This is a genomic window from Vibrio sp. VP6 (assembly GCF_028823755.1).
GTDB classification, from domain to species: Bacteria; Pseudomonadota; Gammaproteobacteria; order Enterobacterales; family Vibrionaceae; genus Vibrio; species Vibrio parahaemolyticus.
In genome coordinates this window covers 87,384-105,574 of sequence record NZ_JAPEID010000016.1, presented here as the reverse complement: position 1 = coordinate 105,574, position 18,191 = coordinate 87,384, and the positions used below count along the sequence as shown (strand labels likewise).

Annotated in this window: 18 protein-coding genes; 7 read left to right on the top strand and 11 right to left on the bottom strand. The window is 46.0% G+C overall.

The features are described from left to right. Window positions 1-28: 28 nt before the first annotated feature. Window positions 29-649, bottom strand: coding sequence for an FKBP-type peptidyl-prolyl cis-trans isomerase (locus OU793_RS12445; RefSeq protein WP_005489645.1), 621 nt, complete (start codon window positions 647-649; stop codon window positions 29-31). A 232-nt stretch (window positions 650-881) separates the two neighbouring features. Between OU793_RS12445 and OU793_RS12440 the strand changes: the two genes are divergently transcribed. Further along, on the top strand, window positions 882-1,481 hold the full coding sequence (locus OU793_RS12440) for a LysM-like peptidoglycan-binding domain-containing protein (protein WP_005489567.1): 600 nt from the start codon (window positions 882-884) through the stop codon (window positions 1,479-1,481). A gap of 66 nt (window positions 1,482-1,547) precedes the next feature. On the opposite strand, the gene OU793_RS12435 is transcribed toward OU793_RS12440, so the two are convergent. Then, window positions 1,548-2,009, bottom strand: coding sequence for a GNAT family N-acetyltransferase (locus tag OU793_RS12435; protein WP_025534124.1), 462 nt, complete (start codon window positions 2,007-2,009; stop codon window positions 1,548-1,550). A 146-nt stretch (window positions 2,010-2,155) separates the two neighbouring features. Between OU793_RS12435 and dbpA the strand changes: the two genes are divergently transcribed. Beyond that, on the top strand, window positions 2,156-3,535 hold the full coding sequence (gene dbpA, locus OU793_RS12430; RefSeq protein WP_140201823.1) for an ATP-dependent RNA helicase DbpA: 1,380 nt from the start codon (window positions 2,156-2,158) through the stop codon (window positions 3,533-3,535). A 58-nt stretch (window positions 3,536-3,593) separates the two neighbouring features. On the opposite strand, the gene OU793_RS12425 is transcribed toward dbpA, so the two are convergent. Both OU793_RS12425 and cpdB read right to left on the bottom strand, forming a co-directional pair. After that, on the bottom strand, window positions 3,594-4,166 hold the full coding sequence (locus tag OU793_RS12425) for a Crp/Fnr family transcriptional regulator (protein ID WP_064484456.1): 573 nt from the start codon (window positions 4,164-4,166) through the stop codon (window positions 3,594-3,596). Window positions 4,167-4,274: 108 nt separating this feature from the next. Then, window positions 4,275-6,236, bottom strand: coding sequence for a 2',3'-cyclic-nucleotide 2'-phosphodiesterase (gene cpdB, locus OU793_RS12420; protein WP_180789733.1), 1,962 nt, complete (start codon window positions 6,234-6,236; stop codon window positions 4,275-4,277). Between the two features lie 266 nt (window positions 6,237-6,502). Between cpdB and cobA the strand changes: the two genes are divergently transcribed. The 5 genes from cobA to cysC all read left to right on the top strand — a co-directional run bounded on the left by cobA (window position 6,503) and on the right by cysC (window position 12,393). Further along, window positions 6,503-7,378, top strand: coding sequence for a uroporphyrinogen-III C-methyltransferase (gene cobA / locus OU793_RS12415; protein WP_017449009.1), 876 nt, complete (start codon window positions 6,503-6,505; stop codon window positions 7,376-7,378). 59 nt (window positions 7,379-7,437) lie between these two features. Continuing rightward, window positions 7,438-8,346, top strand: a complete 909-nt coding sequence (gene cysD / locus OU793_RS12410) for a sulfate adenylyltransferase subunit CysD (protein WP_005454659.1) — start codon at window positions 7,438-7,440, stop codon at window positions 8,344-8,346. A gap of 18 nt (window positions 8,347-8,364) precedes the next feature. Next, the gene (gene cysN, locus OU793_RS12405; protein ID WP_005454657.1) at window positions 8,365-9,795 is read left to right on the top strand and encodes a sulfate adenylyltransferase subunit CysN; all 1,431 of its coding nucleotides are present in this window, start codon (window positions 8,365-8,367) and stop codon (window positions 9,793-9,795) included. A 231-nt stretch (window positions 9,796-10,026) separates the two neighbouring features. After that, window positions 10,027-11,751, top strand: a complete 1,725-nt coding sequence (locus tag OU793_RS12400; RefSeq protein WP_005454668.1) for an SLC13 family permease — start codon at window positions 10,027-10,029, stop codon at window positions 11,749-11,751. 24 nt (window positions 11,752-11,775) lie between these two features. Beyond that, window positions 11,776-12,393, top strand: coding sequence for an adenylyl-sulfate kinase (gene cysC / locus OU793_RS12395; RefSeq protein WP_005454655.1), 618 nt, complete (start codon window positions 11,776-11,778; stop codon window positions 12,391-12,393). Window positions 12,394-12,483: 90 nt separating this feature from the next. Here the strand turns inward: cysC and OU793_RS12390 are convergent, their stop codons facing one another. The 7 genes from OU793_RS12390 to OU793_RS12360 all read right to left on the bottom strand — a co-directional run bounded on the left by OU793_RS12390 (window position 12,484) and on the right by OU793_RS12360 (window position 18,021). Next, on the bottom strand, window positions 12,484-13,389 hold the full coding sequence (locus OU793_RS12390; protein WP_005454670.1) for a TIGR03899 family protein: 906 nt from the start codon (window positions 13,387-13,389) through the stop codon (window positions 12,484-12,486). 317 nt (window positions 13,390-13,706) lie between these two features. Continuing rightward, on the bottom strand, window positions 13,707-14,201 hold the full coding sequence (locus OU793_RS12385; RefSeq protein ID WP_005479671.1) for a DUF3299 domain-containing protein: 495 nt from the start codon (window positions 14,199-14,201) through the stop codon (window positions 13,707-13,709). 2 nt (window positions 14,202-14,203) lie between these two features. Then, window positions 14,204-15,463 (bottom strand): ABC transporter permease, encoded by a 1,260-nt coding sequence (locus OU793_RS12380; protein WP_140201824.1) that lies wholly within the window; start codon window positions 15,461-15,463, stop codon window positions 14,204-14,206. Next, window positions 15,460-16,188, bottom strand: coding sequence for an ABC transporter ATP-binding protein (locus tag OU793_RS12375; RefSeq protein ID WP_140201825.1), 729 nt, complete (start codon window positions 16,186-16,188; stop codon window positions 15,460-15,462). Before OU793_RS12375 ends, OU793_RS12380 begins: the two co-directional genes overlap by 4 nt. Before the next feature lie 64 nt (window positions 16,189-16,252). Next, complete coding sequence (locus OU793_RS12370; protein WP_140201826.1) at window positions 16,253-16,882, bottom strand: DUF2796 domain-containing protein; 630 nt, start codon at window positions 16,880-16,882, stop codon at window positions 16,253-16,255. Between the two features lie 128 nt (window positions 16,883-17,010). Next, on the bottom strand, window positions 17,011-17,310 hold the full coding sequence (locus OU793_RS12365; RefSeq protein ID WP_140201827.1) for a DUF2607 domain-containing protein: 300 nt from the start codon (window positions 17,308-17,310) through the stop codon (window positions 17,011-17,013). Between the two features lie 159 nt (window positions 17,311-17,469). Beyond that, entirely contained in the window at window positions 17,470-18,021 is a 552-nt protein-coding gene (locus OU793_RS12360) for a YtfJ family protein (RefSeq protein ID WP_020840016.1), read from the bottom strand. Window positions 18,022-18,191: the final 170 nt, after the last annotated feature.

Genomic DNA, 18,191 nt, shown 5'->3' with positions numbered 1-18,191 from the left:
TTATGTAGGTCATTGAGAAAAGTCTCAATTATAGAATGTCTAATAGCTCAACTTCGAATACTAGTGCTGCGAATGGAGGGATTGCAGCGCCTGCGCCACGTTCACCGTACGCAAGGTCTTGTGGGATGTATAGTTTCCACTTAGAACCTACTGGCATTAGTTGTAGAGCTTCAACCCAACCTTTAATTACGCCAGTTACTGGGAATTCAGCTGGTTGGCCGCGAGATACAGAGCTGTCGAATACTGTGCCGTCTGTTAGTTCACCGTGGTAGTGAACACGTACAGATTTATCAGCTGTTGGGATTTCGCCAGTACCTTCAGTGATGATTTCGTACTGTAGGCCAGATTCAAGAACATTAACTTCTGGACGTAGAGCGTTGTCTTTTAGGAACGCTTCACCATCAGCTGCTGCTGCTTTAGCTGCTTCTTGACGAGCTGCTTCTGCGCGAGTGTGTAGCTCTTGCAGTGCATTGTTGATTTCGTCAATTTCAATTGATGGCATTTCGCCAGTCAATGCTGTTGCGATACCCGCAGCGATAGCGTCAACGCTAAGGCCTTCAAGACCAGAGCCAGCTAGTTGCTGACCCATTTGCAGACCAATGCCGTAGCTTGCTTTTTGTTCTGCAGTTTCAAATTTAATTTCAGACATGAATGTCGCTCTTATTAGGAGTGATAAAGGTAACAGGATATCAGTTTCGAGCTTAGGTTTAAATAATTGCTGGCGATTGCGTTATCTGACCAGTCAGCGTGTGACTTATCTCTTACTCCAAGTGAAATTTCTGCTAATTTAAACCAAATTCCATTTTACTTTAGTCAAAACCATATACTCTCCGCGCTGGTATTTTTATACTGGTAGTAGAAGTATTAAGGGACACATCAACATGAATCGTCGCAGAAAGAAAAAGCAGCAAGTCGACTACGTCGAGTTGGTCAAACAAAAGTTCGCTGCTATCAACTGGAAGCAGCCGTTCAACAAAAGTAAGTGGTTGGAACGTGTAGAACCAATCAGGGCATTTTGGCAGCGCTTACCTAAATTCCATCAACGAGCTTTGATGGTGTTAATGCCATTATTACTTCTACTTCTGATTGTACCGTTACCGAAAAAAACGGAAACGTTAGTCGAACCGCAGGGTGAAGTGGATAGCCAGCGTGTTGCGATCCAGTTAAATGCGCAAAGCCTGAGTCAGCAACGTACGTCGCAAAACTCGGGGCCTAAGTCAGAAGACTGGAAAGAGTACCATGTGAAGAATGGTGATACGTTAGCTCAAGTTTTTCGCAACAATCAGCTTTCTATGGCTGACCTTAGCGCCTTAGTAAAAATAGAAGGAAGCGACAAGCCACTGAGCCATATCAAGCAGGGGCAACTCATCCGTTTTAAACTCTCAGAAAACGGCCAGTTAGATATGTTGCAACTGGAAAAGAGTGATCATTCGGTTATGTTCTTCCGTCTATCGGATGGCAGCTTCGGCAGAAACAAATAGTTTCCGTTGTAGATTTAAAAAAGACGCAATCATCTCGCGTCTTTTTTATTGCAGTTTTGTAGAGGTTTATTGAGTCGATTGCTTCCTGCGCATGTCTACGTGTGGAATTCCATCTTCTAAGTAACTGTCAGAAATAACCTCAAATCCATGGTGAGCATAAAAATCGATAAGATGTTCTTGTGCACCAATGTCTATGGTTTTTTCGGGCCATAACGTAGAGCATGCTTGGATGGCTCGTGTGATTAGCTGATGGCCTAAGCCACCACCTCGGGCTGTTTGTTTGGTCACGACTCGGCCAATACTGACGTTATCATAAGTGGTTCCAGCTGGCAGAAGCCGAGCGCAGGCAACTAATTCATCATTGTGGTAGCCGAGTAGGTGATGAACGCCGTCAATAACATCCCTACCATCTAGCTCTGGGTACGGGCAAGTTTGCTCGACGACGAACACATCGACGCGTAAGCGCAGCATCTCATACAGTTGTAAAGTAGTTAGTTGAGCAAAAGGCAAAGTGATCCAAGTGGTCATGTCCGTCGTCCATAATGATAGTAGAGTGCCTGAATGTACTCGCTTTTGTTTCAATACTCATTAACAATGGTTAATTTTCACTGGTCTTCCCAGAAAATCTGGCGATAATGTGCCCTCTTTTTCATCCCACCTGAGGATATTTCCCTGTGAGCAAACAAACTTTTGACCAAGTAGGCCTGAACCCAGCGCTACTAGAAACGCTGGATTCATTGAACTACACCCATATGACGCCAATTCAAGCGTTAAGCTTACCGGCGATTTTGAATCAGCGTGACGTAATTGGTCAGGGTAAAACGGGCTCGGGTAAAACAGCTGCGTTTGGTCTTGGCGTGCTATCAAATCTAAACGTAAAACGATTTCGCGTGCAGGCTTTGGTGCTGTGTCCGACTCGCGAACTGGCGGATCAAGTTGCTAAAGAAATTCGAACGCTAGGGCGTGGTATTCATAACATTAAAGTACTTACGTTGTGCGGCGGTATGCCGATGGGACCGCAAATTGGTTCGTTAGAGCATGGTGCACATATCCTTGTTGGTACTCCGGGGCGTATTCTGGATCACCTTGAGAAAGGCCGTATTAACTTGGAAGAGTTGAATACATTGGTGCTGGATGAAGCCGATCGTATGCTAGAAATGGGCTTCCAAGACGCTTTGGATGCGATTATTAATGCGGCGCCTAAACAGCGTCAGACATTGCTTTTTAGCGCCACATTCCCAGAGAAGATCGAGAAAATCGCTCAGCGTATTATGAAATCGCCAGAGATGATCAAGGTTGAATCGACTCACGATACTTCCAGCATTGCTCAATACTTCTACAAAGTAGAAGGAACTGAAGCGCGTGATGAGGCGCTAGCCAATCTTCTTTTGACTTACCAACCAGAGTCGGCGGTGGTGTTCTGTAATACGAAGAAAGAAGTGCAAAATGTCGCGGATGAATTACACCATCGCGGCTTTAGCGTGATCGATATTCACGGTGATCTTGAACAGCGTGAACGTGATCAAGCACTGGTGCAATTTGCGAACAAGAGCGTTTCTATTCTTGTGGCAACGGACGTGGCGGCACGAGGTTTGGATGTGGACAATCTTGATGCTGTGTTCAACTTTGAGCTGTCTCGTGACCCAGAAGTGCACGTGCACCGTATTGGCCGTACTGGCCGAGCAGGCAGTAAAGGTTTGGCGTTCAGCTTCTTTGGTGAAAAAGACGGTCTACGTGTTGCTCGTATCGAAGAGTACTTAGAGATGGATGTGGTACCCGCGACCTTGCCAGCGAAATCAAATCAGCAGCCATACCAAGCGAAGATGGTGACCATCAACATTGATGGCGGCAAGAAGCAAAAAGTTCGCCCTGGCGATATTCTTGGTTGTTTGACTGGCAAAAATGGCATCCCAGGTGCGCAAGTGGGCAAGATTCATTTGTTCCCTGTGCGTTCTTACGTTGCTGTGGAAAAGCCTGCCGCGAAGAAAGCACTGCAAATTATCAGTACGGGTAAGATGAAAGGGCGTCAGTTTCGAGCGCGTCTTCTTAAATAAGTCATTAGATTGAACAAAGGCTCTTCGTTGGAAGAGCCTTTTTTGTTTGGTGCGTCTCTTATTCGCTGTCTTTTGCTAAACGCGCTTTAATACGGCTCAAGCTGATAGCTGTAATGCCGAGGTAAGCCGCAATTTGGCTATCGGTAATACGTTGTTCTAAATCTGGGTAGTGGTGGCAAAATAACTGATAACGTTCCTCAGGCGAATACAACAGCATGAAACGTTCTTTATTCTCTTTGTTCATCAACTGCGTTTCGAGCAATTTTAGGTAAATTGAGTGCTTTTCGGCGCGCCATTGATGCAATGCCTCGATAGGCAAACAGAATAAATGACATGCGGTCAGCGTTTCCAATAAGTACGGTGAAGGTTGATCCTTTATCACGCTTTCAAAGCCGATCACCCAGTCCTTTTCCCAATAAAACTCTTTGCTGAATTCTTTGCCTTTCTCTGTGAGATAGCTTGCGTGGCATAACCCTTCCAGAATGAAGTAGATGTGTGAACTAAATTCACCTTGATGGCTAAGAATGTGTCTAGTAGGTAATTCTAACGCTTGTCCATAGACCATGAGTTGTGAGGCTTCGTCTTCTGAAAAGCCATGTTGAGTGAGATCGAAAAATACGTCGTTTTGCATGAAGGTTATCTGCAGTGAAAGGGTTAGCGCATTTGAACTATCTTAACTGCTTTGTGCAGCAACAAAAAGCGGCTCACTGAGGAGCCGCTAGTTTGAACATCGAGTCGCTTATTTGTTTAACTCGATCTGATAAATGGCAAAGCCCACTTCGTCAGTTGTGACGCGTTTCATCGGGTATTGGCCTTTGTCTTGGATAAACTTCGAAGCTTTTTCGCTCGGTGAGGTTTCAAAGCGAATATCCAGTTTTTTGTCTGACTTAATTGGTGCGAACGACCAGTTATTGTCAGCGCTTGGCGTGACTTCGCCTTTTTCCTCACTGACGCGAGAAATGTACGCAGCAACCACAGAACGGTTTTCGTCTGGAGAGTCAAATGCAATGAAGTCCGGACCCGTGCCAGGGAAGGTATTGCTGTACGCGCGGTAATTGTTAGTCGCAATGATGAAATCTTGTTTCGGATCAACTGGTTTGCCATTGAAAGTTAGATTCACGATACGCTGGGAGTCCGGATTAATGACTTTACAACTCGCGTCGTACTTCGGTGGTTGAGTGATGTCGATTTGGTATTCCACACCATCAATCACGTCAAAGTTGTACGTACGAAAGTTATCCCAATCAATTAACGATTGTGGCTGAGTCGTATTGACATCAATATGCTTGAATTGGCCCGCGCTGCACTCTAGCCATTCATGTACTTCTTTGCCTTTCACCTTCATTGCGACGAGCGTATTTGGGTATAGGTACAAGTCGGCGGCGTTGCGGAAAGTCAGTTGGCCAGATTCTACCTCAGTGAAGCCGTTCGGATCATCTTTACGTCCGCCCACCTTAAACGGCGCTGCCGCGCTCAAAACTGGAATGTCAGCAAGGTCTGGATCGCCTTGAATGAAACGTTCCACGTAGTCTTTTTGTGCAAGGTTAACGATTTGGATTGTAGGGTCGTCTTGCACCAAAGCCAAGAAGCTGTACATCACGTCATTCGCTTTACCAATTGGTTGGTTAACGAATTCGCGAGTGCCTTTGTGATCGTCTTCGAGTGCTTTAATGATGCCTTGGTCTGCTTCTGCAAGCGATTTCTTGGCCGCTTTGTCGAAAATTGGTCGAGCTTCAGATTGTCCTTCCACCACTTTCCATTGGCCGTCTTTTTGCTCGATGACCAGATCCATGACTCCCACGTGGCTACCCCAACGGCCAGGCATGACGGCAGTGATACCGTTGATAGTGCCTTTGTTGTTGTCTACGCCTTGTAAATTCTCAAATCCTTTGCCTGGGAAGACCGCGTGAGAGTGACCAAACGCAATGGCATCAATGCCTTTTACTTGCGTTAAATAGTACACCGAGTTCTCCGCACCTAGTTTATATGGATCGGTTGAAACCCCTGAATGCGGAATCGCGACAATAATGTCCGCACCTTCCTTCTTCATCTGCGGAATCAGCTTCTCTGCAGTTTCTTTGATGTCTTTGGCAACCACGTTACCTTCAAGATTTTTCTTATCCCAAACCATGATTTGCGGTGGAACAAACCCGATGTAACCCACTTTTACTTGATGAACTTCGCCATCGGTATCTTTAAAACTGTGTGTTTTGATCAGGTAAGGTTGGAAGTAATGCTCGCCAGTTTTCTTATCAAACACATTGGCGTTGATGTAGGGGAAGTTCGCGCCGGCCAGCGTATTTTGTAAGAAGTCCAAACCATAGTTGAATTCATGGTTACCAATGTTCCCCACATCATAGTGCAATTGGTTCATGGCTTTGTACACAGGATGAACTTCCCCAGTCTGTATGCCTTTTGCTGCCATGTAGTCACCCATCGGGCTACCTTGAATTAAGTCGCCGTTGTCGACCAACACGCTGTTTTCCACTTCGGATTTTGCCTGCTTAACTAATGTGGCTGCGCGGCTCAAACCAATTTGTTGTGATGGTTGGTCTTTGTAGTAATCGTAATCCATCACGTTGGTGTGGATGTCAGTGGTTTCAATAATACGAAGCTTGATCGTGTCTGCCATTGCTGGCCCTGCAAGCGTCAACATACCACTCAAAACTGCGACGGAAATAGGATTAACTGCCATTTTCATGAGGTGCTCCAATTTAATGGGATAGGAAGTCGAGTGTAACGAATTTTAATGCAACTTAATGATTAAGGTGCAGAAAACTGTGAATCAACGACATTTTACTGAACCCTTTTCATATTAAACGCCGACTTTTTCACGATTTTGAATGAGACCAAACAAAAACTTCTTAGCAGATTTTTGAATAAAAAATGAAATTTTAGAATTTCAGGTAATAAAAACACCCCGCCATAATGCTTGCATCACAATATCAATGGACGATGAGCAAGCACATGGCAACGAACGATTCAGTCACTACTTTACCTGTACAAAAGCCGAGGTTGGTTTCTGACAACCAAGTGTCTGGCGTCACTCGTTTTGCAAAGCAGTCACTCAAACCAGGCGAAGTGGCATTGGTTGGTGCTGGCCCTGGCGACCCTGAACTTCTCACCATTAAAGCACTGAACTGTTTACAACAGGCGGATGTGGTCTTGTACGACTATTTGGTGTCTGAAGAGATCATGGCGCTGATCCCAAGCGATACGATTTTAGTTTGTGTTGGCAAGCGTGCAGGGCACCACAGTGTACCGCAAGAAAAGACAAATCAACTTTTGGTTGATTTTGCTAAGCAAGGCTACCGAGTAGTACGAGTAAAAGGCGGTGATCCTTTCGTATTTGGTCGTGGTGGAGAAGAGCTAGAAGTGTTGGCTGATGCTGGCATTCGTTTTCAAGTGGTGCCTGGTATTACTGCCGCAGCAGGAGCGACAGCATATGCTGGCATTCCGTTGACGCACCGTGATTATGCTCAATCGGCCATTTTTGTTACTGGTCACTTGAAAGAAGAAAGTGATGAGATGGATTGGTCAACACTGGCTCGTGGTAATCAGACTTTAGTGATCTACATGGGACTCATGAAATCACACTATATTCAGAATCAGCTCATTCAGCACGGAAGAGCGGCTTCAACTCCGATTGCTATTATCGAGCGCGGTACGCAAATTCAGCAAAAAGTTTTTACGGGAGAACTTTCCCAACTATCTGATTTATCGAAGGAAGCTCAGGCGCCATCTTTGATTGTCGTAGGAGAGGTAGTGCGATTGTCTCAAAAGTTAGATTGGTTTTTGTCTAGTACTGATTTCAACAAAAGTGCTATTGCCAACTCCATATAATTTCAGTCCAAAGATTAGAGACGTAACGCGCCTTCAAGCTTAAAAAGGAAATACAAAACATGGACCAACAACGTTTAACTCACCTTAAACAACTCGAAGCGGAGAGTATTCATATCATCCGCGAAGTTGCTGCTGAGTTTGATAACCCAGTCATGATGTATTCGATTGGTAAAGATTCATCAGTGATGCTGCATTTGGCGCGTAAGGCGTTTTACCCAGGAAAGATCCCGTTTCCGCTGCTGCATGTGGATACCGATTGGAAATTTCGCGAAATGATCGAATTCCGCGATCGTACTGCGGAAAAATACGGTTTTGAGCTTTTGGTTCATAAGAACCCAGAAGGCATCGCAATGGGATGTAGCCCGTTTGTTCATGGCTCGTCAAAGCATACGGACATCATGAAAACGCAAGGTCTTAAGCAGGCGCTAAACAAATATGGCTTCGATGCTGCTTTTGGTGGCGCTCGTCGTGATGAAGAAAAATCACGCGCAAAAGAGCGAGTGTATTCGTTCCGTGACAAGAACCATACCTGGGATCCGAAAAACCAGCGTCCAGAGCTTTGGAAAACCTACAACGGTCAAGTGAATAAAGGCGAGAGCATTCGAGTGTTCCCACTTTCTAACTGGACCGAGCTTGATATCTGGCAATACATCTACCTAGAGAACATCGAAATTGTCCCGCTTTATCTAGCTGATAAACGTCCGGTTGTCGAACGCGATGGCATGCTGATCATGGTGGATGATGACCGTATGGAGCTTCAACCGGGTGAAGTAATTGAAGAGAAAAGCGTGCGTTTCCGTACGTTGGGCTGTTATCCACTGACAGGTGCGATTGAATCTGAAGCGAATACGCTGACGGGCATCATTGAAGAGATGTTGGTGGCGACCTCAAGTGAGCGTCAAGGCCGCGCGATCGACCACGATCAGTCAGGATCGATGGAACTCAAGAAACGTCAAGGTTACTTCTAAAAGATCTAAGGAAAGAGAATGAACAGTGCAGTTGAAGCTCAATTAGCCGAGCTTGGTATCGAAGGCTATTTAAAACAACATCAGTACAAGTCTCTGCTTAGATTTCTGACTTGTGGTTCTGTGGATGATGGGAAAAGCACCCTGATTGGTCGCTTACTCCATGATTCAAAACAAATTTATGAAGACCAACTAGCAGCGGTTCACTCAGATAGCCAACGCGTTGGTACGACGGGTGAGAAGCCCGATTTGGCGTTGCTTGTCGATGGTCTGCAGGCTGAGCGTGAACAAGGCATCACAATCGATGTTGCTTACCGTTACTTCTCGACGCAAAAGCGTAAGTTCATCATTGCTGATACCCCAGGACATGAGCAGTACACGCGCAACATGGCGACAGGCGCATCGACGTGTGATTTAGCGGTGATCTTAGTGGATGCCCGTAAAGGCATTTTGGATCAGACGCGTCGTCACTCTTTCATTTCAAACCTCTTAGGCTTGAAACATTTTGTTGTCGCAATCAACAAGATGGATTTGGTGGATTACTCGCAAGCGCGCTTCGAAGAAATTCGTGATGAATACCTGAAGTTTTCTGAAAATCTAACTGGCGATATTGATATTCAAATTATCCCGATTTCAGCGCTGGAAGGCGACAACGTAGTGGATAAAGGACAGAACCTGAACTGGTTTGAAGGTCCATCATTGCTTGAGTTGCTAGAAACGGTGGATGTGGACTACGAAAAAGGTGCGGGTGAATTCCGTTTCCCTGTTCAGTACGTGAATCGTCCTAACCTTGATTTCCGTGGCTTTGCGGGCACGGTGTCGTCTGGCTCTGTGAAAGTCGGTGATGCCATCAAAGCATTGCCGTCCGGTAAAACGTCGACTGTCGCTCGCATTGTGACCTTCGATGGCGACATTGAAGAAGCGCAAGCTGGTCTAGCCGTTACGCTGACTCTGAATGATGAAATTGACATCAGCCGTGGTGATTTGATCGTGCTTGAGAACGCGCAAGTGCAAACCACCAACCATTTGCTTGCCGATGTGGTGTGGATGACTGAGCAGCCGTTGCAACCTGGTCGTGATTACGACATCAAGATTGCAGGTAAGAAGACCGTTGGTCACGTAGAGTCGATTCGTCACCAGTACGACATCAATAACTTGTCGACACATGGTGCTGCGGAACTGCCTCTAAATGGCATTGGTTTGTGTGAGTGGTCGCTCAATGAATCAGTAGCTTTGGACAATTACCAAGACTGCGCAGATACCGGTGGTTTCATCATCATCGATCGCCTAACTAATGTGACCGTTGGTGCTGGTATGGTGAAAGAAAGCTTAACAGAGCTTGAACGCGGTTTAGCTGATGTATCTGCCTTTGAACTTGAGTTGAACGCCCTTGTTCGCAAACACTTCCCGCATTGGGAAGCTAAAGACCTAAGCCAGTTACTCAAGAAGTAATGGCAGTAAACCTAGGGACGTTATTAGTGTCTAGGTTCACAGCCTAACCGAGTGCGAAATGCGGTTAGGCTGCCTCTAACACCGGAATGTTCAGTGAAGCACAAGAAAACTGAGCATTCTGGCACTCTTTTTCGCTTTGCTTTGCTCTGGTTACTTGTTTTATCGCTCTACACACTGTCGTTGTGTTGCGGTTTGTTTCGCTCGTTTCGAGCTTTTTGGTAAGGAAAGGCTATGTGGGAACAAGGATTTGTATTAGCGATTTTGCTTGGCATTATCACTTGTTTGCTTGTGACTAAGATTAAGCCGAGCTACGTTTTTGCTGGTGCAGCCTTTATTGCTTTCATGGCGGGAATGATGGATTCCACGACCATTGCTGCGAACTTTACCAACTCATCATTGTTAACTTTGGTCCTGTTGATTCTCGCTTCTTGTGCATTAGAAAAAACGTTACTGATCAGCTGGGTGAGCCGTAGTATTTCAGAAGGTCATTTAGGCAGTGTGATCGCCAAGCTTGGGTTATCGACCGCCTTACTGTCTTCCTTTACCAACAATACGGCCGTTGTTGTGTCTTTGATTGGTGCGATTAAACGCAATCAACAGCACGCGCCTTCTAAGCTACTGATTCCACTTTCTTACGCGGCGATATTTGGCGGCACATTAACGCTTATCGGTACTTCGACCAACCTTATTATTAATAGCTTTGTGGAAGATGCAGGGCTACCGAGTCTGAGCTTTTTTACTCCGACGATGATTGGCTTGGCTGTCTTAGCGGGTGGTCTTTTAATTCTTATTCCGCTGAGCTATTTGCTGCCAAGTTACGATGACCAAAACCAAGAAGACTTACCGTATTTCCTTGAATCTCGTGTTGAACCAGGTTCACCTTTGGTTGGCCGTACCATCAGTGAAAACAATCTGCGTGCGCTGCGTAAGTTGTTTCTTGCAGAGGTGGTTCGTGATGGCGTGACGGTATCGTCAGTAGGCCCCGACTTCGTGCTGAAAGCGAAAGATCGCCTGCTGTTTTGTGGTGATGTCGAAAGTGTGGCGACCTTGCAAGAAATTCCGGGGCTGACGCTGTTTGGGCAACAGCATTTGAATGGTCAAAACTTTATTGAAGTGGTGGTCAGCTCCTCTGCAACCTTCTGCCATAAGACCTTGAAAGAAAGCCGCTTCCGCGATCGTTTTGATGCGGTTGTTGTCGCCATTCGTCGTGGGCATGAGCGTTTAGAAGGTGGATTGGGCAGTATTACCTTAGCTCCGGGCGATACTTTAGTGTTGGTGCCGGGCAAGCGTTTCGAATCTGAGCGTCGAGCGCACCGTAAAGAATTTGTGTTAGTGCACGACTTAGATTCCAGCGCACGTTTAGACTCCAATAAATCGACGATTGTGTTGATTGGTTTTGCTGCGGTTATCGCCTGTGCACTACTAGAACTTGTGCCGATCATTAAAGGGCTCGCGGTATACATCATTGCACTCATTGCGTTTGGCATAGTGCAAATCTCTGAGCTTCGCCGCCGTTTTCCCATTGATATTGTGGTGATTGTGGGCTCTGCGCTCTCTATTGCGCAGCTGATGATTTCATCGGGCTTGTCCGTCAGGATGGGCGAAATGTTTATCGAAGCGTTTAATGGCTGGGGCGTATTTGGTGCGCTGGTGGCCACATACATCATGACCTTGGTGCTGACTGAATTGGTGACCAACAATGCCGCTGCCGCGTTAGCATTTCCGATTGGCTATAGTATGGCTGTCGGGTACGGAGTGGATCCGATGCCATTTATTATGGCGGTATTGTTTGGCGCAAGCGCGAGCTTTATTTCTCCCTACGGGTATCAAACCAACTTGTTGGTTTACAGTGTAGGTAATTACAAATTGACCGACTATGTGCGAATTGGTGTGCCGATTTCGATTGTGTATTCCGTATTGGTACTGACATTGATTCCGGTCTTCTTTCCGTTTTAATTCCGATAAATACAAGGATTCGTTATGACCGCTGAAACACCGGTAAAAGATGAAAACATTGTCTGGCATCAGCACACGGTTGATAAACAGTTTCGTGCTGAGTTGAAAAAACAGAAACCAGCAGTGCTTTGGTTTACTGGTTTATCTGGTGCAGGTAAGTCAACCGTCGCGGGCGCGCTGGAGAATCGTTTAGCTGAGTTGGGTTACCACACTTATTTGTTGGACGGTGACAATGTTCGTCATGGCCTGTGTAGTGATCTAGGTTTTTCTGAACAAGATCGCCGTGAAAATATTCGTCGTATTGGCGAGTTGGCGAAACTGATGGCAGATGCGGGTTTGATTGTGTTGTCCGCGTTCATTTCTCCTCACCGTGCTGAGCGTCAACTCGTTCGCGATTTACTGCCCGAAGGTGAGTTCATTGAAGTGTTTGTGAATGCATCTCTCGAAGTGTGTGAAGGCCGAGATCCAAAAGGTTTATACAAAAAAGCGCGAGCAGGTGAGATCCCAAATTTCACGGGTATTGATTCAGAATATCAAGCGCCAATCAATCCAGAAATTGATTTGCCAGCAGGCGAGAAGAGCGTCGAAGAGTTGGTTGAATTGTGTTTGAACGAGCTTAAACAACGTCGAGTGATCAGCTAACTCAGCTTTTGGATCATAGGTAGCCAAAAGCCTAGTGTACTGCTTGAGGAGCTTTTAGATCATAGGTGACCTAAAGCTCCTAGAGCGAAACTAAACGGTATAGTTCACGCTGCTGCTTGCTTCGGTGCTTACGCTAAATTTTTGATTTAACAAGGCGAGCATTTGATCGTAGTACTGGGAATTTGGCTTGTTGCCAAGCAGTTTGCACAGTTCGTTACCCGTCGGCGTGAAACGGTAGTACAGCAGACGGATGCCCTTCGTATTCACTTGCAGAGACAAATTCTTGCCTTGATATGCCAGTATCAATGGCGTTTCAATGCCGATCTCTCCTGATTCCAGTTCTGTGCTATGCAGTAACCCCAATTCAATCAATACTAATAGACTTGAGTACGGCAATTGAAAGCTGCCCATATTCAGATTGCTGGTGGTATCTCGTTTACCAAAGTTGAATATTCCGCCATGTGCCTTATAGCCTATCAATAACTTTTTACTGTTATCGCCGCCAAAACTGCACGCTAAAGAGGCTGCTCTTTGTAGTGTTTGCGCTTCTTTTGGGGACATATCCTTAAGGACTTTCAGCGCTTTCATCGACGTGGAACCTGGGTTGGTCACTTCACGCTTCATTACTTGCGCCCACAACTTCTGCATTGAACTGTTGTGGATGTCTTGGGCCATATCAAAAAATCGATACAACCAATCTTGATCGGGTTCGCCTGCGGTTTCATCGCGGCAAGCGCTGTGCGCGAGTTTTAGGATTTGCTCAAGGTTTTTTTGTCTTTGCTCTTGGCGTCGTTGGTCTCGCAGTTGTGCTCTTTCTAATGCGGATTTGGCAGGAGGGTCAGTTTGCAATAGAGCGTCAAGGCCATGAGATTGAGCGATGTTTTTTATTCGGCTCGCACTGTCTTTGATGTAACCCGTTTTCTTGTCGTGGTGACCGTTTTTCTGCGTATTAGGCTGGTGTTCAATCACTACAGGTTGTTTTGTTGGTTCTGCCATGTATTTTCCTACCAAGAGCTTGCGTTTGACGCTTGCCTCAATTTACACCTTAATCCGCGAGGCGACCAGAGAGAGCGTCTCAGATTTTGAAGGAATAGGGCTATCCAAAATGATAATGAGTTGTTAAAATTGTTATCGTTATTTTGGAGGGGCGATGAAGTTCTCGGAAGCAAGTAAACTGAAAAAGCACCTGTCGATAGCGTTTCTTTTGATTCTTTATGTGGGCGTATTAGCGTACTTATCGCGCTACATTGTTTAACATTTAAAGATGACAAAGGCGCCGATACGACGCCTTTGGTGTACCTCGAAATCGACGGCTACATATCGTCGTAGGCTTCGATTTTTGAACCTTCAATCACATACGCCGTTTCTGCCAGTTCATGGTTAATGGTTTCGGTTTTTAACGTTCCCACCACGTAAATGACATCCCAAAGTTCCTGTACTGGTGCGCCTTTCGGAAATTTCACGTAAATGATCTGGTTTGGTGGTGGTGGTGGCACGTGGATACAGGCCCCAAAATATGGCACCAACAAAAATTCCGTCACCGTGTTGGCATCTCCCTCAAGAGGAATCACGAAGCCAGGGATTTTGACCTGACTGCCATTGAGCTCTGGTCTGACGTTACCGATTTTTGATTGCTGCGCCGCGCCACCACTGTGATCAGACGCGGGCATCCCCACGCTGTCGAACAGCTTACGTTCCGCTTCAGGAACCAGATCGATCCAGTCGAGCGTTAATGGCTCATCACTCGCCATGACCGGCGTCGTAAATGCAATCGCGAGTAAGCAACTGGCTAAAACTTTTTTCCACATCGTTAGATCCTTATGGTCATTCCGTCACTGAGTGACTGTCTGTAGGCGCGGAATGCTGGAATAAAACCAATCACAATACCGGCGCATTGTACAAAGCTAAGCAGCATCCATTCGTACGCAGAAAGCGTGCTTAACGTGAGATTTATACCGTAGTGTTGTTGAATTAGGGGCTGAAGTAGGGCGAGTATCGCATACAGCCCCAAAACGCCGGTGACGATACCTGTTGCTGTGAGTAAACTCGCTTCACTAATGAGCAGAGAAAAAACGTGGCGCGGGCGTGCTCCCATAGCGCGTAAAATGGCCATTTCTCGACGTCGTTCTTGTAAGCTGGTCAGTAGGCTGCTTAACATGCCGAGTAAACCCGCGATAACCACAAAACCAGAAACCGCCATCAAGGCCTGTTCTGCGACAGACATCATGCCCCACAATTCGTGTAGCGCGACACCGGGCATAATGGCACTGAGAGGTTCTTTCGGGTAGTTGTTGATCTGCCTTTGCAACGCAAAAGTTTGAATGCGCGATTTCAAGCCCACAAGCATGGCAGTGATCTGTTTTGGTTGAAAGTCCCTTTCTTGTAATACCTTGGCATCCGGTGTTGGGCCCAAGCGTGCACCACTTTCCCAACCGACATGAATGGCTTCGATCGCCTCTAACGAGACGTGAACAGTCTTATCTACTGGTGTGCCAGTTGGAGCTAAAATACCAACAACTTTGAATGGCAGTTTATCGTGACGGCTGAAGCCAACATCGCTGATACCATGTGCAATGATGATTTCACTGCCTATCTGGTAACCCAATTGTTTGGCGACGTCCGATCCGAGTACGGTTTCAAATAATCCATTGAACTCTTTCCCTTTCGAGAAAGTAAGTGGTTGCTTACTTCCGTACTTATAATGCTCAAAGTAACTATGATTGGTTCCCATCACTCGAAAGCCTTTGTGAGAGTCTCCGAGCGAAATGGGAATTGCCCAATCAACCGCGCGATGCTGGCTGAATTCTTGATAGCTTTTCCAATCGATATTATTGGTGGCATTACCGATACGAAAGACGGAATACAACAGTAAGTTCACTTGGCCTGAGCGTCCGCCGACAATTAGGTCCGTTCCTGAAATGGTGTTCGCAAAGCTGTCTTTTGCTTGAGTGCGGATACGTTCTACGCCAAGCAGCAAGATTACCGATATTGCTACCGTCATGATCGTCAACACCACTGTCGCTTTGCGGTTCATCAAGCTTTTCCAAGCGAGTTTGATTACAGCACTCACGATAGCACCTCCATGTTACGGCTTTGGTTTATTTCTGGCAGATTAATGGTGCGATCGAACAAGCTTTCCAGAGTTGGATCATGGCTGACAAAGATTAATGTCGCGTTGGCTTGATTAGCCTGTTCCATCAGCAGTTCGATGAACGCCATGCGATTATCATGGTCGAGTGCGGATGTCGGCTCGTCAGCAATGACTAACGCAGGATGCCCTATCAGCGCACGAGCTGCAGCCACTCGCTGTTGTTGTCCAATACTCAGCTCCGACACTGGGCGAGAGTGTAAATTTGTCGGTAAATGAAGCCGCTCCAACAAGGTTGTCGCTTGTGATAAAAGCTCGGCTTTGGAGGCGTTTGGTGTCACGCGATCTCGTCTCATTTTACTGAACTGGCAAGGAAGTAATACGTTGTCGATGACATTCAAATACGGCAGCAAGTTGAATTGCTGGAAGATATAACCAATGTGGTCTGCGCGGAATCTATCTCTGCGGCTTGAACTCAGCGTCGCTAAGTTCGTATTGAGTACTGATAACGAGCCCGCATTTAACGTATTGATTCCGGTGAGCAAAGCTAAAAGTGTGGATTTTCCACAGCCACTTGGCCCTTTGATAAAGACATGCTCACCTGTTGCTATCTGCAAGTCAGGAATATTGATCACCGCGGTCTCTGAACCGGGCCAGACAAACTGAGCTTGTTTGAGCTCAACCACGTTTGATGCTGAATCAGTCATAGTAAATCACCAAAGCGAATTAAAAAAACACAGCGTGTAAGTGGGTACTTACACGCTATTTGGGTTATTTGATTGCGATTTGAGTGTTGCTTTTGGTTAAGCTAGTGGCTGATTGAGTCGTATCTGTGAATAGGTTTACATTTACCGATTCAGTACTTGGGAATTGGTTAAACCAATCAGTTTGAATACGGCTAAGTTCGCCGACTTGGGCACAATGAAAGCGATATTGCACGGTAAATTCACCGTGGTCGCTGTGCTCTGAATGGTCGTGACCTTCATGACCGTCGTGCTCATGTTTGTCGTGATCGTGATGGGCGTGTTCATCATGGTCATGGCCTTCATGATCATGGTGCTCATGTTCTTCATGTTGCCCCCCAAGCGAGTGTTCAACATGAACTTCTTCAATTTCGCATTGTGCTTGTGGGTTAATCGCAAACAGTGCGTTGCTATCTTCTAGCGTTGCGATTGCATGTTGCAGTGTTTTCTCTTGCTCTGCATTTTCTGGTGCGCGTTCAAAGCCGACCACATCAGCCCCAGGAGCTGTGATTTCGAGCAGCAAGTCACTGCCGTCTTGGGCAATATTAAATTCAACATGACCATGAACGTGTGCACTGTGTTGGCGGTATTCTTCTGCTGTTGCGACTGTCGATAGAGACAAACCGATAACGATCGCTAAAACCTGTTTAGATGGCATTTTACTTTCCTAATTTTGCTGATAAATCCGAGATCTGATTGATTTCAGATTAGTACTCATTTGACGTTCTGTTATTGAAACGCGTCTATACACGTTGGAAATAACGTAATTGGGTTGTGTTTGAGTGTTTACGCAAAATAAGGCGGTGCACGCGCAGCGCTGAATACTTCTTCTACATGATGCGAGCGCTCTGAGACATCATCATAATGGGCCCGAGAGTATGACGGTACAGGGATTGCCGGTTGTGCTTTAGCGAGACCATGTTGCGCGCCAGCGAAGAGTTGGCAGTGATGATGAGTATGATGCTCTGGTGTGAGGTCGACTTGATGAAAGATCGAAGCAAAATTCCAGATGATCAGCAAAGCAACACTGAAAAGTACAACAGTGCGATGCCAAGATCTGAAAATGGTTTGCCAAGAAAAGTACATCTGAACGCCTGAAATCCTAACGGGTGTTATAATATAACACTCATTATTGGCAAAAGTTCACTCTTTTGTCTGGTGAGGAAAATTTAACACAGCATATTAGTGGGACATGGTGTGATTGAGGCTCCTGATTGGTGCCGAGTCAGGAGCCGTCATCTCGAACTAAATACTTTGCTTGATAAGGCCAATCACTTGTGTAATTTCGTCTTGCGTCAATGCGCCTTCTTTCACAAACAGAACTTTGCCTTGTTTGTCTTGTACGATGATCGCAGAGCTTTCTTCTTTTAGCCCCCAAGTGTTCGCCACCAAGCCATTTTCATCCAATACCATTGATGACCAAGGAAACTCTTTTTTACTGTCTTGTGCAGAAGATTTCACAAATGAGCCAGTGCCCCAAATCGCATCATCTTGGTTGATGATGGTGGTGGTCTGGTAGCTATCTTCTGGGAATTTAGCGGCGGTAATTGCAGTCATCAGCGGTGCGTTCATCTCTTTTGAACTGCTGCGACCAGCAATCGCTTGAATTACGCGGACTTTACCTAACATATGCTGTGTTGCCCAAGGCTGGTAAGCCACACCTTCACCTTGTAAAACAATTTCACCGTATGCGCCGACTTGTGCAGGTGGAACGATTTCACCAACCGACAAGTTATGTGCGAAAGCCAAACTTGGAGAAAGAGCAAGCAGTATAGGTAGGAGAGTCTTAGTTTTCATATTGTTATATTCCGTTTGGGTTTGGGAGTTAAGCCAGTATATATCCAGTCCCGGCAAATTTGTAGAATTGTTGATAACATTTATTTAACGTATGCAGTGGTGTAATGTTGCGTTGTAGTTAGAATTTGCTACACTGAACTCCGTCGCAAAATGCGCATTAAGGTTGCAGA

Coding starts and splice junctions, on each gene's coding strand:
- OU793_RS12445 (WP_005489645.1), bottom strand. CDS start 649: ATGTCTGAAATTAAATTTGAAACTGCAGAACAAAAAGCAAGCTACGGC.
- OU793_RS12440 (WP_005489567.1), top strand. CDS start 882: ATGAATCGTCGCAGAAAGAAAAAGCAGCAAGTCGACTACGTCGAGTTG.
- OU793_RS12435 (WP_025534124.1), bottom strand. CDS start 2,009: ATGACCACTTGGATCACTTTGCCTTTTGCTCAACTAACTACTTTACAA.
- OU793_RS12425 (WP_064484456.1), bottom strand. CDS start 4,166: ATGCAAAACGACGTATTTTTCGATCTCACTCAACATGGCTTTTCAGAA.
- cpdB (WP_180789733.1), bottom strand. CDS start 6,236: ATGAAAATGGCAGTTAATCCTATTTCCGTCGCAGTTTTGAGTGGTATG.
- cobA (WP_017449009.1), top strand. CDS start 6,503: ATGGCAACGAACGATTCAGTCACTACTTTACCTGTACAAAAGCCGAGG.
- cysD (WP_005454659.1), top strand. CDS start 7,438: ATGGACCAACAACGTTTAACTCACCTTAAACAACTCGAAGCGGAGAGT.
- cysN (WP_005454657.1), top strand. CDS start 8,365: ATGAACAGTGCAGTTGAAGCTCAATTAGCCGAGCTTGGTATCGAAGGC.
- OU793_RS12400 (WP_005454668.1), top strand. CDS start 10,027: ATGTGGGAACAAGGATTTGTATTAGCGATTTTGCTTGGCATTATCACT.
- cysC (WP_005454655.1), top strand. CDS start 11,776: ATGACCGCTGAAACACCGGTAAAAGATGAAAACATTGTCTGGCATCAG.
- OU793_RS12390 (WP_005454670.1), bottom strand. CDS start 13,389: ATGGCAGAACCAACAAAACAACCTGTAGTGATTGAACACCAGCCTAAT.
- OU793_RS12385 (WP_005479671.1), bottom strand. CDS start 14,201: ATGTGGAAAAAAGTTTTAGCCAGTTGCTTACTCGCGATTGCATTTACG.
- OU793_RS12375 (WP_140201825.1), bottom strand. CDS start 16,188: ATGACTGATTCAGCATCAAACGTGGTTGAGCTCAAACAAGCTCAGTTT.
- OU793_RS12370 (WP_140201826.1), bottom strand. CDS start 16,882: ATGCCATCTAAACAGGTTTTAGCGATCGTTATCGGTTTGTCTCTATCG.
- OU793_RS12365 (WP_140201827.1), bottom strand. CDS start 17,310: ATGTACTTTTCTTGGCAAACCATTTTCAGATCTTGGCATCGCACTGTT.
- OU793_RS12360 (WP_020840016.1), bottom strand. CDS start 18,021: ATGAAAACTAAGACTCTCCTACCTATACTGCTTGCTCTTTCTCCAAGT.